The sequence below is a fragment of the Cyanobium sp. WAJ14-Wanaka genome (assembly GCF_024345375.1).
Classification (GTDB): domain Bacteria; phylum Cyanobacteriota; class Cyanobacteriia; order PCC-6307; family Cyanobiaceae; genus Cyanobium_A.
Genome location: NZ_JAGQAZ010000002.1, coordinates 531,198 through 545,679 on the forward strand (window position 1 = coordinate 531,198; position 14,482 = coordinate 545,679).

A 14,482-nucleotide genomic window follows, 5' to 3' on the forward strand; every position below is an offset into this window, starting at 1 on the left:
GATGTTCTGAGCAGCCAGATCAAACGAATCTTGAGTGGTGGATAGGGTAGACATATGGTCAGTGTTGCCGCCCAGCCTTTTGTTGCTCCGGCCATTCCTTGGTTGGCAGCCATCCCCTTGGCCCAGGACATTGAGCTGGGGCCTGGTCTTGATGCATCAACCCTGCGGGAGCGGCTCCAGGGTCTCTGCCAGCAAGCCAACGTCCACGCCGTTGTGGCCTTTGGATCAAGGGCCCGGGGAGACGCTGAACCTGATTCCGATTTGGATCTGGCTGTGATTTGCCACGAACCCAGCCTGTCTCCCGAACTCAAAACAGAGCGCTCGCACGCTTTTCGACTGCTGCTTGGCCCCTTGAATTGCGGCGTTGATTTGGTGGTGATCGGAGCCCATGATGCTGGGCGGATGGCCGCCTCCCGCTGGCATGTGATGGGCGATGTGGCGCGGGAGGGGCAGGTGCTCTATGTCGCCGGCTGAAGATGCAAAGCTGCTGCTGCGCATTGTGCGCAGGCACCTGTTGGCGATGCAGCTCAATCTTGATCCCAGCTACCCAGAGGAGGAGTGGGGTTTTCAAGCCCAGCAGGCCCTTGAAAAATTGCTGAAGGCGAAGCTGGTGCTCAGTAACCTTGCCCCCAAACGCAGCCATGAGTTGGCCCTGCTGGCTGAGCAAGCTGGAGAGGAGTTGCCAAATGTGCTTCTCAAGCTGCAGGTTTTTGCCGTGGAGGCGCGCTACGAGGAGGGTCCTTTTGCCTTGCCGGCAGATCGCGAGAGTCTCCTGGCTGATTTCGTGGCGAGGCTGGATGCTCTGGAGACAGCCATTCTTGACCAGGGCGAAGCTATCCAATGACAACTCTCGTAACCGGTGCCGCGGGCTTCATCGGCGCGGCCGTTTGCGAGCAGCTCCTGGCCCGTGGCGAACCGGTGGTGGGCCTCGACAACCTCAACAGCTACTACGACCCTGCCCTGAAACAGGCCCGGCTTGATCGGCTGCAGCTCAGCTTTGACCAAGGCAATTGGCAGTTTCAGCGCCTGGATCTGGCCGATGGCGCCGCCATTGCAGAACTATTTGTCGCCGAAAAGCCCCGGGCGGTTGTGCACCTAGGGGCCCAGGCGGGTGTGCGCTACTCGCTTGAAAATCCCGCCGCCTACATCCAAAGCAACCTGGCGGGGTTTGGTTCCATCCTTGAGGGCTGCCGCCACCACGGCATCGGCCATTTGGTCTATGCCAGCAGCAGTTCGGTCTATGGGGGCAACAGGGCCATGCCCTTTGCCGAGCAGCAGCCGGTAAACCACCCGGTGAGCCTCTATGCGGCCACCAAGAAGGCCAATGAGCTGATGGCCCACACCTACAGCCATCTCTATGGCCTGCCGGCCACGGGGCTGCGTTTTTTCACGGTGTACGGCCCCTGGGGCCGCCCTGACATGGCGCCGATGCTGTTCGCCAAGGCGATCCTGGCGGGCGAACCGATCAAGGTGTTTAACAACGGGGCCATGCGCCGCGATTTCACCTACATCGACGACATCGTCGCTGCCGTGATCCGCTGCCTCGACAAGCCAGCGACGGCCGATCCTGCTTTCGATGCCGCCGCACCTGATCCGGCCACCAGCTGGGCCCCCCATCGGGTCTTCAACATTGGCAACTCCCAGCCCGTTGAGCTGCTCCGCTTCATCGAGCTGCTGGAGCATGCCCTGGGCCGGGAGGCCATCAAGGATTTTCAGCCGATGCAACCGGGCGATGTAGTGGCCACCGCCGCCGACACCTCCCTGCTCGAGGCCTGGGTGGGCTTCAGGCCCGCTACCCCGATTGAGCTAGGGGTGCGGCGCTTTGCAGATTGGTACCGGCATTTTTATGGCTAGATACCGAGCTAGCTACGCGGCAAACTGGGCCGATTGCTAACTGGTTGCCGTGCCCAGCCCCGCCTCCCCGCTCCAGTGCCTGCGGGGGATGGTGGATTTGCTGCCCGAGCAAACCGCCCAATGGCAGCTGATTGAGGCCAAGGCCCGCGACCATTTCCGCCGGGCCGCCATTTCTGAAATTCGCACGCCCCTACTGGAGGTAACCGAGCTATTTTCCCGCGGTATTGGCGAGGCCACCGATGTGGTGGGCAAGGAGATGTACACCTTCCTCGACCGTGGTGAGCGCAGTTGCACCCTCAGGCCGGAGGGCACCGCTTCGGTGGTGCGGGCCGCGATTCAACACGGGCTATTAAGTCAGGGGGCCCAGCGGTTTTGGTATGGCGGGCCGATGTTTCGCTATGAACGGCCCCAGGCGGGCCGCCAGCGCCAGTTTCACCAGATCGGTGTGGAGTTGCTGGGTTTTGCCGATGCCCGCAGCGATGTGGAAGCAATTGCCGTGGCCTGGGATTTGCTCGCTGATCTGGGGGTTGGTGGCCTAGCCCTTGAGATCAATTCCCTGGGCAGCGGCGCCGATCGGGCCCGTTACCGCGAGCAATTGGTGGCCTGGCTCGGGGCCCGTGCCGACCAACTCGACCCGGATTCCCAGGCCCGCATCCACACCAATCCCCTGCGGGTGCTCGATTCCAAAAACCCCCAGACCCAGGCCCTTTTGGCCGATGCCCCGAGCCTGGCGGATGCCCTGGACCCAGAAAGCCAGGAGCGCTTTGCCCAGGTGCAGCGGGGCCTGGATGCCCTGGCCATTCCCTATCTGCTCAATCGCCGCCTGGTGCGGGGCCTCGACTACTACAGCCACACCGCCTTTGAGATCACCAGCAGCCAGTTGGGGGCCCAGGCCACCGTCTGCGGTGGCGGTCGCTATGACGGCCTGGTAGAACAGTTGGGTGGGCCGGTTACGCCTGCCTTTGGTTGGGCCCTGGGCATGGAGCGCCTCGCCCTGCTGCTGGCCCAGGCAGGAGGGCTGGAGGAGGAAGGGCCGGCGCCCCTGGATCTCTATGTGGTCAACCGCGGAGGGGCGGCCGAGGCGATGGCGTTGCCCCTGGCCCGCCAATGCCGGGCGGCTGGCCTGGCAGTGGAGATCGATGCCAGTGGTTCGGCCTTTGGCAAGCAGTTCAAGCGGGCCGACCGTTCCGGTGCCCGCTGGGCCCTGGTGATTGGTGAAGAGGAGGCCCTCGATGGGGTGGTGGTGCTTAAGGATTTGCGCCAGTCCGGCGTCAGCGATCAAAGGCTGACGCCGCAGGACCTGTCCACTTGGGCACGCACCCAAGGGTTGGGCAGCTGTTAACTGCCCTCATTGGTTTGTCTGGAGTTACGCGCCGCTTCGATGGGTGATCCGTCGCTTGCCATCATTGCCGGTTCCGGGGTAATGCCACGGATGCTCTCGGAGGCCCTCACCAGGGCTGGCCGGGAGCACCTGGTGTGTTTCCCCCAGGGCCTGGAGGTGGAAATTGAGGGGGCCGAGCCCTTCTATTTCGAGCGCTCGATTTCCTTTTTCAAATCCCTGGAGAAGCGCGGCATCCAGCAGGTGGTGATGGTGGGCAAGTTCCACCGCCCCAAATCCCTAAATGTGCTGCGATTTGAGGCCCCCACCTTGATGGCGGCACCCCGGATCCTGGCCTCCCTGCGCAGTGGTGACGACGCGGCCCTGCGGGCCTTGGCCCAGATCATTGAGGAATTGGGCCTCCAGGTGGTGGGCATAGAAGAGGTGGCCCCCAATCTGCTCACCCAGCCTGGCCTCTATGCAGGCCGGGTACCCACCGAGGCCGAGCGGGCTGATGTGGAGCGGGCGGCCTACATCGTTGAAGCCATCTCCGCTGTGGATGTGGGCCAGGGGGCCGTGGTGGCTGCAGGCCTTTGTTTGGCCACCGAGGCCCTGCCAGGCACCGACGCCATGCTCGATTGGATCTCCGCCATCCGCCCCCAGTTGCCGGATGCGGTGGGATCTGGGGTGCTTTACAAGGGCCCGAAGCTGCACCAGGACCGGCGCATGGACCTGCCCGGGATTGGTCCGATCACGGTGGCCAAAGCCGCCGCAGCAGGCCTCACCGGCATCGCCTGGGAGGCCCGTGGCGCTCTTTTGCTGGATGCGGAGCGAACCATGGCCGATGCGGAGCGGCTGGGGTTGTTTCTCTGGTCGCGGGAACCGCTGAGGCGTTAATCCCTCAGGCGCTAGAGCCCCCAATGCCGGCCGGGTCTAGCTGCCGGCCCGCTCCAGCACGCCCTTGCTGCTGGGCACTGTTCCTGCCCGGCGGGGATCCAATTCCACGGCCAGCCGCAGGGACCGGGCGAAGGCCTTAAAGCAGGCCTCCACGATGTGGTGCGAATTCACCCCATCGAGCTGGCGGATGTGCAAGGTAAGGCCGGCATTGTTGGCCACGGCGGCAAAAAACTCCTTGACCAGTTCGGTGTCGTAGCTGCCGATCTTTTGGGCAGGAATCTGCAGGCCATAGCTCAGGTGGGGCCGGCCGGAGCAATCCAGGGCCACCTGCACTAGGGCCTCATCGAGGGGCGCCACGAAATGGCCGAAGCGGTGGATGCCGCGCCGTTCCGCCAGGGCTTGGGCCAGGGCCTGACCCACGGCAATACCCACGTCTTCGTTGGTGTGGTGGTCGTCGATGTGGGTGTCACCCTTGGCGCTGATCTCCAGGTCCAGCAGGCCATGGCTGGCGATCTGATGGAGCATGTGATCGAGAAACGGCACGCCCGTACCCACCTGGCAAAGGCCGCTGCCATCGAGGTTGAGTTTTACGCGTACTTCGGTTTCGCCGGTGACGCGGTGTATTTCGCCGGTACGCATGCTCAAGCGGTGGCAGATCCTTCAAGCATCATGCCGCGGGGATTCTGCCTAGTCGCGCCAGCGCTTCAGTAAGCCTTCGTAGGCATCTATGCGCCGATCCCTCAGGAAAGGCCACCAGCGACGCACGCTTTCGCTGCGCTCCAGGTCCAGATCCACCAGCAGCACGCTTTCCTCTCCTATCGCCGCCTGGGCCAGCAGTTCGCCCTGGGGGCCGGCGGCAAAGCTGCTGCCCCAAAATTGGCAGTCCTGTTCGCTGCCGCAGCGGTTTACCGCCAGCACCGGCAGACCATTGGTAATGGCATGGCTGCGTTGCACCGTGATCCAGGCCTCCCGCTGGCGGGCCCGTTCCTCAGCGTCGTCGCCTGGGCTCCAGCCAATGGCCGTGGGATAGAGCAGCAAATCGGCGCCGGCCAGGGTCATCAGGCGGGCTGCCTCTGGATACCACTGGTCCCAGCAAATCAACACCCCGAGCTTGCCCACGCTGGTGGCAATTGGTTCAAAACCTTGATCGCCTGGGGTGAAATAGAACTTTTCGTGGAAGCCAGGATCATCGGGGATGTGCATCTTGCGATAGGTGCCGGCAATGGAGCCATCCCGCTCAATTACGACTGCCGTGTTGTGGGATAAACCGGGTGCCCTTCTCTCAAACAGGCTGATCACCAGCACTATTCCAAGCTCCTGGGCCAAAGCTCCGAAAAGCGTGGTGGAGGGGCCGGGAATTGTTTCTGCCAGGTCGTGGCGCTCGACCAGTTCCTGCTGGCAGAAGTAGGCGCTGGTATGCAGCTCCTGGCAGAGCACCAGCTGGGCCCCCTGGCTGGCGGCTGCGCGGATGGCCCGACAGGTGGCCGCAACCATTTCCTTGCGATTGCCTACCCAGGCCTGCTGGATCAGGGCAGCCCGCAATTTTGTCGCCCGTAGCTGGTTCACGGCAGTTCTGTTCATTGGTAAACAGCCGCAGGAATCTGCATCGTGGCGCAATGCAGGGAGCCGTGCTGAAGCAGCAGGGCCGAGCAGTCGACGGCTTCGATCGTGTGGGCGGGGAAAGCTTTTGCCAGGGCCGTTTGGGCCGCCAGATCCCTGGGGGGATAGCCGTAGCTGGGCACCAGTACCGCTCCATTGAGGATCAGGAAATTGGCGTAGGTGGCCGGCAGCCTGCGGCCATCGTCTGGGGCGAAGCGGGCCCGGGGCCAGGGCAGGGGAATCAGCCGGTAGGGCTCGCCATCGGCGGTGCGCAGAGCCTGCAGCTCTGCCTCCAGGAGCTTCAGCGACGCCGCCTGGGGGTCGCTGGGATCGTCGCAAGCCACGTAGGCCAAGGTGCCCGGACTGCAGAAGCGCACCAGGGTGTCGATGTGGGCGTCGGTGTCATCGCCAGAAAGTTGGCCATGGCCAAGCCAGATCACCCTTTCGACGCCCAGGTGGCTGATCAGGGCGGCTTCTATCTCCGCCTGGCTCAGCTGGGGATTGCGCTCGGGTGAGAGCAGGCAGGTGCTGGTGGTGAGCAGGGTGCCTTTGCCATCGGATTCGATGCTGCCCCCCTCCAGCACCATCTCCACCGCCTCCAGCGGGGCCCCGCCGAAGGCGCCCCCACGCCAGGCAGCCGCGGTGGCCTGGTTGTCGCCATCGGCCTGGTATTTGCCGCCCCAGCCGTTAAAGCGAAAGTCCAGCAGTAGGGGAGTTTCGGTTTCGCTGCCCAGCTGCTGCAGCACCGTGATTGGTCCGTAATCGCGGCTCCAGGTGTCCTGGGCGGGGCTTGAGCACACCCTTAGCCGATCTTTGCCCAGGTGGGCCAACTCTTGGGCGTTGGCCTCGGCTGTGGCGCTGAGTAGCAAAAGTGGCGCATGCCGCATTACCGCTGCGCAGAGCTCCATGTAGCAGGCCCGCACCTCTTTGAGATAGGGCGCCCAGTCGCCATCGGCCCGGGGCCAGGCCATCAGGACAGCCCCAACCGGCTCCCATTCGGCCGGAAGCCGCCTAGGGCAAATGGCGCTTGGCAGGGCGTTCACATCCCCGTGATGCAGTAGCCCGCATCCACATAGATCACCTGGCCGGTGATGCCTGAGGCCAGGGGGCTGGCCAGGAAGGCGGCGGTGGAGCCCACCTCCTCCTGGGTGACGGTGCGACCCAGGGGGGCTTTTGCTTCCACGTTGTGGATCATGTCGAGGATGCCGCCGATGGCACTGCTGGCCAGGGTGCGGATCGGGCCGGCGCTGATCGCATTTACCCGCACCTGCTTTTCGGGGCCCAGCTCAGCGGCCAAGTAGCGCACCGAAGCCTCAAGGGCGGCCTTGGCCACACCCATCACGTTGTAGTTAGGGATGGCGCGTTCAGCCCCCAAGTAGCTGAGGGTGATCACACTGGCCCCATCGTTGAACAGGGGCTTGGCGTAGCGGCAAAGGGGGGCAAGGGAATAGGCACTCACCTCCAGGGCCCGGGCGAAGCCTTCAGGGCTGATGGCGGAATAATCACCAACCAGCTCCTCCTTGCCAGCGAAGGCAAGGCAGTGCACCAGCACATCGATCGAACCCCACTGCTTTTTCACCTGCTCAAAAACCGCCTCGATCTGGGCTGGCTCCTGCACGTTTAGGGGTTCGAACAGGGTCGGAGCTAGGGGGGCGGTCAGGTCCCGCACCTTGCCCTCAAAGCGGCCCTTCTCATCGGGCAGATAGGTGACGCCCAACTCGGCACCGGCGGCATGCAGCTGCTGGGCGATGCCCCAGGCGATCGACTTGTTGTTGGCGATGCCTGTGACCAGGGCCTTCTTGCCGCGCAGATCGAGAAGCATTAATGGGCGGGACCCAGCCGGGCCAATGAGCAATCTGCAGATTCTGGCCCACCCGCTTGCAGGGGGATTTAAGTTCACCGCCATGCAAGTGCCTCCGTTCAGTCTCAGCGAGCAAATCAGTGAGCTGGGTGAAGCCCTCGATCAGGCCGTGCTGCAGGTGCTGCGCAGCGGTCAATACATCGGTGGGGCCACGATCGCCCAGTTTGAAACCGACTTCGCCGCCATTACCCAGGTCGCCCATGCGATTGGCTGCAATAGCGGCACCGACGCCCTGATCCTGGCCCTGCGGGCCCTGGGCATCGGCCCGGGTGATGAAGTAATCACGGCCTCCTTCAGCTTCTTTGCCACGGCAGAAGCGATCAGTGCAGTAGGTGCCAGGCCCGTCTTTGTGGATGTGGAGGAAAGCAGCTATTTGATCGATCTCGACCAGCTGGAAGCGGCCATTACCCCTGCCACCAAGGCCCTAATTCCGGTCCATTTATTTGGTCGCCCCGTCGACATGGAACGGGTTTGTGCCCTTGCCGAGCGCCATGGCCTCAAGGTGGTCGAAGACTGCGCCCAGGCCAGTGGCGCCAGCTGGGCTGGCCAGCCCGTTGGCAGCTGGGGGGATGTCGGCTGCTTCAGTTTTTTCCCCACCAAAAATCTTGGTGCTGCGGGGGATGGTGGGGCAGTCACCTGCCGTGATGGCCAGCTCGCCCAGACCATTCGCGAGTTGGCAGTCCATGGCATGCCCAGGCGTTACCTGCATACGGCCCTCGGCTACAACAGCCGCCTCGACGCCATGCAGGCGGCCGTGCTCAACGTCAAGTTGCCCCACCTAGGTCGCTGGGTGGCCCGCCGCCAAGCCATTGCGGCCACCTACCGCAGCCAATTGACCGAGTTGGTGGGGGTGCAGTTGCCTGAGCAGGGCCCGACCGGCCACAGCTGGAACCAATTTGTGGTGCGGGTACCTGGCTGTCCAGCGGCAGCCAAGGCCTGTGCATCTGCCCTTAACGCCGGTGCAACCGGGCCAGCCCCCTGTATTCCCTCAGCCGACAGCGCCAGCTTCGGGCTGCCGGAGGCCTGCTGCCGCGATTGGCTAAAACAGCAGCTCCAAGACGCTGGGGTAAGCACGATCATCTATTACCCCATCCCGATCCATCTGCAGCCCGCCTACGCCGATCTGGGCTACGGGCCCGGCTCCCTGCCCGTCACCGAGCGTCTATGTGCCGAGGTGTTGAGCCTGCCGATCTTCCCGGAACTCAGCAGCGCCCAGCAGCAACAGGTGATTGCCGTGCTTCAAAAGCTGACGGCTCAGGCTTTGATCGTGGCGTAGAGCGCCTTGAAATGGGCCTGCTGATGCTTGTGGCTCACGATTAGGCCCGGATAGCTGCCCCGCTCCAGCGGAGCGATCTCCCCGGAAATCAGGGAGGCCGTATCGACCTTGGCCAACTCCGGCAGCCAGGTGCGGATGTAGGTGGCCTCGGGGTCGAATTTGGCGGCCTGGGTGGCGGGGTTGAAAATTCGCAGGGGCTTGGGATCCATGCCGCTACTGGCACTCCACTGCCAGCCGCCGTTGTTGGCGGCCAGATCCCCATCCACCAGGTGCTCCATGAAGGTTGCCTCCCCCAGCTGCCAGTCGCAGATCAGGTCTTTGACCAGGTAGGAGGCCACGATCATTCGGCAACGGTTGTGCATCCAGCCGCTCTCGAGCAGTTGCCGCATCGCCGCATCAATGATCGGCATGCCAGTGCGCCCCTCCTGCCAGGCCGCCAGCCGCTCCCGATCGTTTTCCCAGGGGAATTGGCGCCACTGGGCCCGGTAGGGGCCATCGGCGAGCTCGGGGAAGTGGAAGAGGGCCTGCTGGTAAAACTCGCGCCAGGCCAGCTCCTGCTCCCACACCTCAATCGAATGGAGGGCCTCTGCGCCGCCGCCCATGGCCTCCACCGCCAGGCGTGACTCCTGGGCCGCTGACCAGGCCTGGCGCGGGCTAATGGTGCCGAAATTGAGGGCCGCACTGAGGCCGGAGGTGCCCGCTTCCGAGGGGATATTGCGACCCGGTTCGTAGCCGAGCAGGGCGGCCGAGCGACCTCTGCCAGTGGCGCCACCAAGGCTGAAGGTCTGCAATTGCTCCTGGGCGGCCCCCTCTCCGGGGCGGCAGGGGCAGATCTCCATCCCCCTAAAGCCATGGTTCAGCTCCGGGCCCACCAGGGGTAGGACCGATAGGGCTTCGGTAGCCAAGTCGGTCGGTAGGTCCTGCAGTCCCGCCGGCGCCGGCAGGGGATTGAGGGCCCCCTGGACCGTCAGTTGTTCCACCTGGCCGCGCCAGTTGCGCAGGAAGGGGCCATAAACCCGATAGGGATCACCGCCGCCGGTTTTCAGCTGCTCCGGTGCCACCAGCAGTTGATCCCAGTCGACGAGCACCCTGCGGCCATCTGCCTGAACAGCTGCCGCCACCCTGCGATCCCGCTCGCGTCCGTAGGGTTCGCCATCCCGATTCCAGGCGACCACTGACGCACCGATGGCCTGGGCCAATTGGGGCACCAAGGCCGTGGGGTCACCCCGCAGGATCACCAGGCGACTGCCGGCCAACCGCCAGCTGCGCTCCAGTTCCTTGAGGCTCTCGCTTAAAAACCAGAGCCGCGCCGGTGCCATGGGGGGCTGGCCTGCTGCGGGCTCGAGGACGGCCGGATCCAGCACAAAAACGCCCGTAACAGCTGGCGTTGCCATGGCCGCCGCGGCCAGTCCCAGGTTGTCGCTTAGCCGCAGGTCGCGGCGGTGCCAGAACAGCCAGCGCTCAGCAGCCATTAGATCCCCAGCAATTGTTTGGCCCGCAGCCAGGCGGTCACGCTTTTGCCATCGAGGTATTCAGTGCCACTGGCCAGCACCTCATCCAACTGGGCCGGCTCCATCAGCAGCACTTCGAGGTCTTCGTCGTCATCGCCGGGGGGACGTTCGCTCAGTAGGGAAAGCTCCCTGGCCAAAAACAGATGGATTACCTCATCGGAATAGCCCGGGCAAGGGAGCATGGCGCCCAGGGGGTCCCAGCGGCTGGCGCTGTAGCCGGCTTCTTCCTGCAGTTCGCGCTGCATGGTGCTCAGGGGTGTTTCACCCGGATCCAGGGTGCCGGCGGGAAATTCCAGGAGGCGCGCGGCCACTGCAAAGCGGTACTGGCGCAGCAACACCAAGCGGCCGTCATCGAGTACGGGCACGGCTAGGGATGCCCCTGGGTGGCGAATCAGGCCAAAGCTGCCCTCCACCCCCATCGGCAGCTCAACCCGGTTCACTTCGAAGCGCAGTTTGCGGGCCTCGAGGCTGGCCGTGGTTTCGATCAGGCGCGCGGGCTCGGGGGCAGGTAGGGGCGCCATCGGGGCAGCTCAGCGATCAGGCCAGCATGGCCTATGCAGGCCAGCCGGGTGCGGCGGGCAGCCGTTCGGGCGGCGCCTCGGCCAGCTGGGGCAGCAACTTCTCCAGTAAGGCAGCGCAATCCAGCCCCGGGGCTTTGGGGTCCTGCCCAGGTGGGACAAGCTCTGGCGCGATTGCGGCCAGGGGCGCCAGCACAAAGGAGCGCTCCAGCAGGCGTGGGTGGGGGAGCTGCAGCTCTGGCCCTTCAACCTGTGTGGAGCCGCACCAGAGCAGGTCGAGATCGAGGTGGCGTGGTCCCCAGCGCTCGAGGCGCTGGCGGCCAAAGCGCGTCTCCAGGGCCTGCAATAGCTGGAGCAGCTCCAGGGGATCAAGGGGCGGCAGCGGCGGACCCAGCAGCAGCACCGCATTGAGATAGGGCGGCTGACCGGCCGGTCCCCCCACCGGCTCGGTGCGAAACAAGGGCGACCAGTGGTAGCCAATCGGTTTAGGGGCTTGGGCCTCCAGCATCTCCACCAGCAGCGGCCGCAGCGCCGCCAGGGTGGCGAAGGGATCGGCCAGGTTGGCGCCGAGGGCGATGGCGATCGTGTCTGCGGCCTGGCTGGGCAGCCTCATCGACGGAGCTCCTCGATCAAGGGATCGGCGAGACTGCCACCATATTGAGGCTCCCTACCGGTCTCCATGGTCGCCAGCGCCCCCAGCACTTCCGGCTCCAGCGAGGCGGCGGCAGCCGCGGCCCGCGCCTTTCCACTGGCGGCGATCACTGGCCACGGCACCCTCAAGCTGGCCCTGCTGCTGGCCGCCGTGGACCCGGGCCTGGGCGGCGTGGTGATTGCCGGCGGTCGGGGCACGGGTAAATCAGTGCTGGCCCGCGCCCTGCACGCCCTGCTGCCGCCGATTGATGTGGTCGATCTTGGCCCGGCGGCCACGGGTCTCAACCTTGACCCGAGTCGCCCGGATGAATGGGGCGCGGATGAATGGGGTGCCGAGGGCCTGAATGGCAGTGCCCCGCCCACCAAGGTGATTCCTGCCCCGTTTGTGCAGGTGCCGCTCGGCATTACCGAAGACCGGCTGCTGGGCTCGGTCGATGTGGCCGCATCCCTCGCCAGTGGCGCGGCTGTGTTTCTGCCCGGCCTGCTGGCGGAGGCGCACCGGGGCGTGCTCTACATCGATGAACTGAACCTGCTCGATGACGGCATCACCAACTTGCTGCTGGCGGCGGTGGGCAGCGGTGAAAATCGAATTGAGCGGGAGGGCCTCAGCCTTAGCCACCCCTGCCGCTGCCTGTTGATCGCCACCTTCAACCCCGAGGAGGGGGCGGTGCGCGATCACCTGCTCGATCGCTTTGCCATCTGCCTCTCGGCCAACCAGGTGCTGGAGCTCAAGCAACGGGTGGAGATCAGCCGCAGCGCCATTGAACACGCCGAAAGCAGCGACAGCTTCCGCGCCCGCTGGCAGGAGGAAACCGATGCCTTGGCCACCCAGCTTCTGCTGGCCCGCCAATGGCTCCCAGACGTGCAAATAAGCCGCGAGCAGATCACCTATCTGGTGACGGAGGCCCTGCGCGGCGGGGTGGAAGGCCACCGCAGTGAGCTTTATGCGGTGCGCGTTGCCCGGGCCCATGCGGCCCTCAGTGGCCGCGACCGGGTCGAGGCAGACGACCTGCAGGTGGCAGTGCGTCTGGTGATTGCGCCGCGGGCGTTGCAGCTGCCGCCCCCCGATCCCGACCAGCCCCTGGAGCCACCACCCCCGCCACCACCCCAGGGCGAACAGCCCCCGGACCAGCCGGAGCCGCCCGAAAACGAGCAGGAGCCCGAGGAGCCCGAAAACGAGCCAGAAGACCAGGAAGACGACACCCCGGAGGACCAGGCTCCGCCGCAAATCCCCGAGGAGTTTTTGCTTGATCCCGAGGCGGTGGCCATCGACCCCGACCTGCTGCTGTTTTCAGCGGCCAGGGCTAAGACCGGTGGCAGCGGCAAGCGTTCGGTGGTGTTCAGCGACTCCCGCGGCCGCTATGTGAAGCCGATGTTGCCCCGCGGGCCCGTCAGGCGCATCGCCGTGGATGCCACCTTGAGGGCTGCAGCTCCCTATCAAAAGAGCCGCCGCGAGCAACAACCCCACCGCAAGGTGATTGTTGAAGATGGCGACCTGCGGGCCAAGCAATTGCAGCGCAAGGCTGGAGCCCTGGTGATCTTCCTGGTGGATGCCAGTGGCTCGATGGCCCTCAACCGCATGCAGAGCGCTAAGGGGGCCGTGATCCGGCTGCTTACCGAGGCCTACGAAAACCGGGATGAAGTTGCCCTGATTCCCTTTCGAGGCGAACAGGCTGAAGTGCTGCTGCCGCCCACCCGCTCGATCACCGCCGCCCGCCGGCGCCTGGAGTCGATGCCCTGCGGTGGGGGCTCGCCGCTGGCCCATGGCCTCACCCAGGCGGCCCGGGTGGGGGCCAATGCCCTGGCCACCGGCGACCTGGGCCAGGTGGTGGTGGTGGCGATCACCGATGGCCGCGGCAACGTGCCGCTGGGCCGCTCCTTGGGCCAGCCCCAGCTGGAGGGGGAGGAGCCGGTGGATCTAAAGGAAGAGGTGAAGCAGGTGGCCAGCCGCTATCGCTACCTCGGGATCAAGTTGCTGGTGATCGACACCGAGCGCAAGTTCATCGGCAGTGGGATGGGTAAGGACCTTGCCACGGCTGCCGGTGGGAAATACGTCCAGCTACCCAAGGCAAGTGATCAGGCCATCGCTGCCATTGCCATGGAGGCAATCAATAGGTTTTAACTTTGCGCTCGGGATATAGCTCGTCAAAAAACTTGCCAAGGCCCACGGCCACGCTGCGTACCCCGTCCATGAATTTGGGGTCGTCGGTAAGTTTTTTCACATCCCCTCCAACCGCATTCCATTTGGCGCTGAGCTTTTCGGCGTTGCTCACGGTCTGCTGAAGATCCTTAACGGTTTTGGGGTTGTCAAGGGCTACCAGCAGGTTGCGTAGATGGGCGGTGCTGGCGTTGAGGTTGGTGATGGTTGGCTGGGCATGATCAACCGATTTATCTAGCTTTTTGACCAAAACCTGGCCATCTTTGAGGAAACCGGAGGCATCTTGAGAGGTTTGCTCGAAGCTCGTGGTGAGCTTGGAAAACTTGCTTATCAGGTTGTCCTTATCCACCTCAGTGAGCATTTTGTGCATCAGGGCGGTAACCGTGCTCAGGCTTGCGGCCTCTAGGCCGACAATGCTGCTGCCATTGCAGAGCATCACCGCCTGGTTGCAGGTCTTCGAATAGGGGGCGGGGGCGTTTGGCGGCAGCAGGGGACCCGTGCTCACCAGGGAAACTTGGGAATCTCCCCCAAGTAGGGAGGCAGAACTGATCTCGGCGTAGGCCGGCTTGGCGAGGTGCAGGTCGGCTTTGCTGATCTCCAGATCAGCAATCACCGCTCCAGGGGTAACCCTGACTCGGCGCACATTGCCCACCTGAACGCCCCGGTAGGTCACGGCTGAGCGTTCGGCCAAGCCAGATGCTTGGGCAAAGCTGGCGCGCACTGTCCAATTACTGCGGTTTAGGGAAATGCCGCGCAACCATAATGAAAGGCCAGCTGCGCTGGCTAAGGCAGCCAATAGCGAAAACCCGACAATCGCTTCTCGAACACTGCGCCGCATG

15 protein-coding genes are annotated in these 14,482 nt (G+C 64.4%); 7 read left to right on the forward strand and 8 right to left on the reverse strand.

From position 1 onward, the window contains the following. The first annotated feature begins 54 nt into the window (after positions 1–54). From KBY49_RS09345 to KBY49_RS09365, 5 genes are all read left to right on the forward strand, one after another. On the forward strand, positions 55–474 hold the full coding sequence (locus tag KBY49_RS09345) for a nucleotidyltransferase family protein (protein ID WP_254934506.1): 420 nt from the start codon (positions 55–57) through the stop codon (positions 472–474). Then, positions 461–844: a HEPN domain-containing protein gene (locus KBY49_RS09350; RefSeq protein WP_254934507.1), complete on the forward strand. Its 384-nt coding sequence runs from the start codon at positions 461–463 to the stop codon at positions 842–844. The genes KBY49_RS09345 and KBY49_RS09350 overlap by 14 nt, the downstream gene beginning before the upstream one ends. Continuing rightward, positions 841–1,854 carry an NAD-dependent epimerase gene (locus KBY49_RS09355; protein WP_254934508.1) on the forward strand — a complete coding sequence of 338 codons (1,014 nt, stop codon included), beginning with the start codon at positions 841–843 and terminating at the stop codon, positions 1,852–1,854. The genes KBY49_RS09350 and KBY49_RS09355 overlap by 4 nt, the downstream gene beginning before the upstream one ends. Positions 1,855–1,942: 88 nt before the next feature. Further along, positions 1,943–3,196 (forward strand): histidine--tRNA ligase, encoded by a 1,254-nt coding sequence (hisS, locus tag KBY49_RS09360; RefSeq protein ID WP_254934655.1) that lies wholly within the window; start codon positions 1,943–1,945, stop codon positions 3,194–3,196. Positions 3,197–3,235: 39 nt separating this feature from the next. Then, entirely contained in the window at positions 3,236–4,069 is an 834-nt protein-coding gene (locus tag KBY49_RS09365) for an LpxI family protein (RefSeq protein ID WP_254934509.1), read from the forward strand. Between the two features lie 36 nt (positions 4,070–4,105). Here KBY49_RS09365 and hisB read toward each other — a convergent pair whose 3' ends face one another. From hisB to fabI, 4 genes are read right to left on the reverse strand one after another with little or no spacing between them, the layout of a single operon-like run. Then, entirely contained in the window at positions 4,106–4,708 is a 603-nt protein-coding gene (hisB, locus tag KBY49_RS09370; RefSeq protein ID WP_254934656.1) for an imidazoleglycerol-phosphate dehydratase HisB, read from the reverse strand. A gap of 48 nt (positions 4,709–4,756) precedes the next feature. Further along, positions 4,757–5,650 carry a carbon-nitrogen hydrolase gene (locus KBY49_RS09375; RefSeq protein ID WP_315857018.1) on the reverse strand — a complete coding sequence of 298 codons (894 nt, stop codon included), beginning with the start codon at positions 5,648–5,650 and terminating at the stop codon, positions 4,757–4,759. Next, positions 5,647–6,711 carry an agmatine/peptidylarginine deiminase gene (locus KBY49_RS09380; protein ID WP_254934510.1) on the reverse strand — a complete coding sequence of 355 codons (1,065 nt, stop codon included), beginning with the start codon at positions 6,709–6,711 and terminating at the stop codon, positions 5,647–5,649. Before KBY49_RS09380 ends, KBY49_RS09375 begins: the two co-directional genes overlap by 4 nt. Continuing rightward, the gene (gene fabI, locus KBY49_RS09385) at positions 6,708–7,490 is read right to left on the reverse strand and encodes an enoyl-ACP reductase FabI (RefSeq protein WP_254934511.1); all 783 of its coding nucleotides are present in this window, start codon (positions 7,488–7,490) and stop codon (positions 6,708–6,710) included. The genes KBY49_RS09380 and fabI overlap by 4 nt, the downstream gene beginning before the upstream one ends. A gap of 82 nt (positions 7,491–7,572) precedes the next feature. On the opposite strand from fabI, the gene KBY49_RS09390 reads away from it, so the two are divergent. Continuing rightward, positions 7,573–8,805, forward strand: a complete 1,233-nt coding sequence (locus KBY49_RS09390; protein WP_254934512.1) for a DegT/DnrJ/EryC1/StrS aminotransferase family protein — start codon at positions 7,573–7,575, stop codon at positions 8,803–8,805. Here the strand turns inward: KBY49_RS09390 and KBY49_RS09395 are convergent. Genes KBY49_RS09395 through folK form a run of 3 tightly spaced genes read right to left on the reverse strand, consistent with a single transcriptional unit; the run spans position 8,784 to position 11,447 of the window. After that, complete coding sequence (locus tag KBY49_RS09395) at positions 8,784–10,277, reverse strand: FAD-binding domain-containing protein (protein WP_254934513.1); 1,494 nt, start codon at positions 10,275–10,277, stop codon at positions 8,784–8,786. The two genes, KBY49_RS09390 and KBY49_RS09395, sit on opposite strands and share 22 nt — an antisense overlap. Beyond that, positions 10,277–10,837: an NUDIX domain-containing protein gene (locus tag KBY49_RS09400; RefSeq protein ID WP_254934514.1), complete on the reverse strand. Its 561-nt coding sequence runs from the start codon at positions 10,835–10,837 to the stop codon at positions 10,277–10,279. The genes KBY49_RS09395 and KBY49_RS09400 overlap by 1 nt, the downstream gene beginning before the upstream one ends. Positions 10,838–10,868: 31 nt before the next feature. Further along, positions 10,869–11,447 carry a 2-amino-4-hydroxy-6-hydroxymethyldihydropteridine diphosphokinase gene (gene folK, locus KBY49_RS09405; RefSeq protein WP_254934515.1) on the reverse strand — a complete coding sequence of 193 codons (579 nt, stop codon included), beginning with the start codon at positions 11,445–11,447 and terminating at the stop codon, positions 10,869–10,871. Positions 11,448–11,513: 66 nt separating this feature from the next. On the opposite strand from folK, the gene bchD reads away from it, so the two are divergent. Next, on the forward strand, positions 11,514–13,607 hold the full coding sequence (bchD, locus tag KBY49_RS09410) for a magnesium chelatase ATPase subunit D (RefSeq protein ID WP_254934516.1): 2,094 nt from the start codon (positions 11,514–11,516) through the stop codon (positions 13,605–13,607). On the opposite strand, the gene KBY49_RS09415 is transcribed toward bchD, so the two are convergent. Then, positions 13,594–14,481, reverse strand: a complete 888-nt coding sequence (locus tag KBY49_RS09415) for an MlaD family protein (RefSeq protein WP_254934517.1) — start codon at positions 14,479–14,481, stop codon at positions 13,594–13,596. The genes bchD and KBY49_RS09415 overlap by 14 nt on opposite strands. Between the last annotated feature and the right edge of the window lies 1 nt (position 14,482).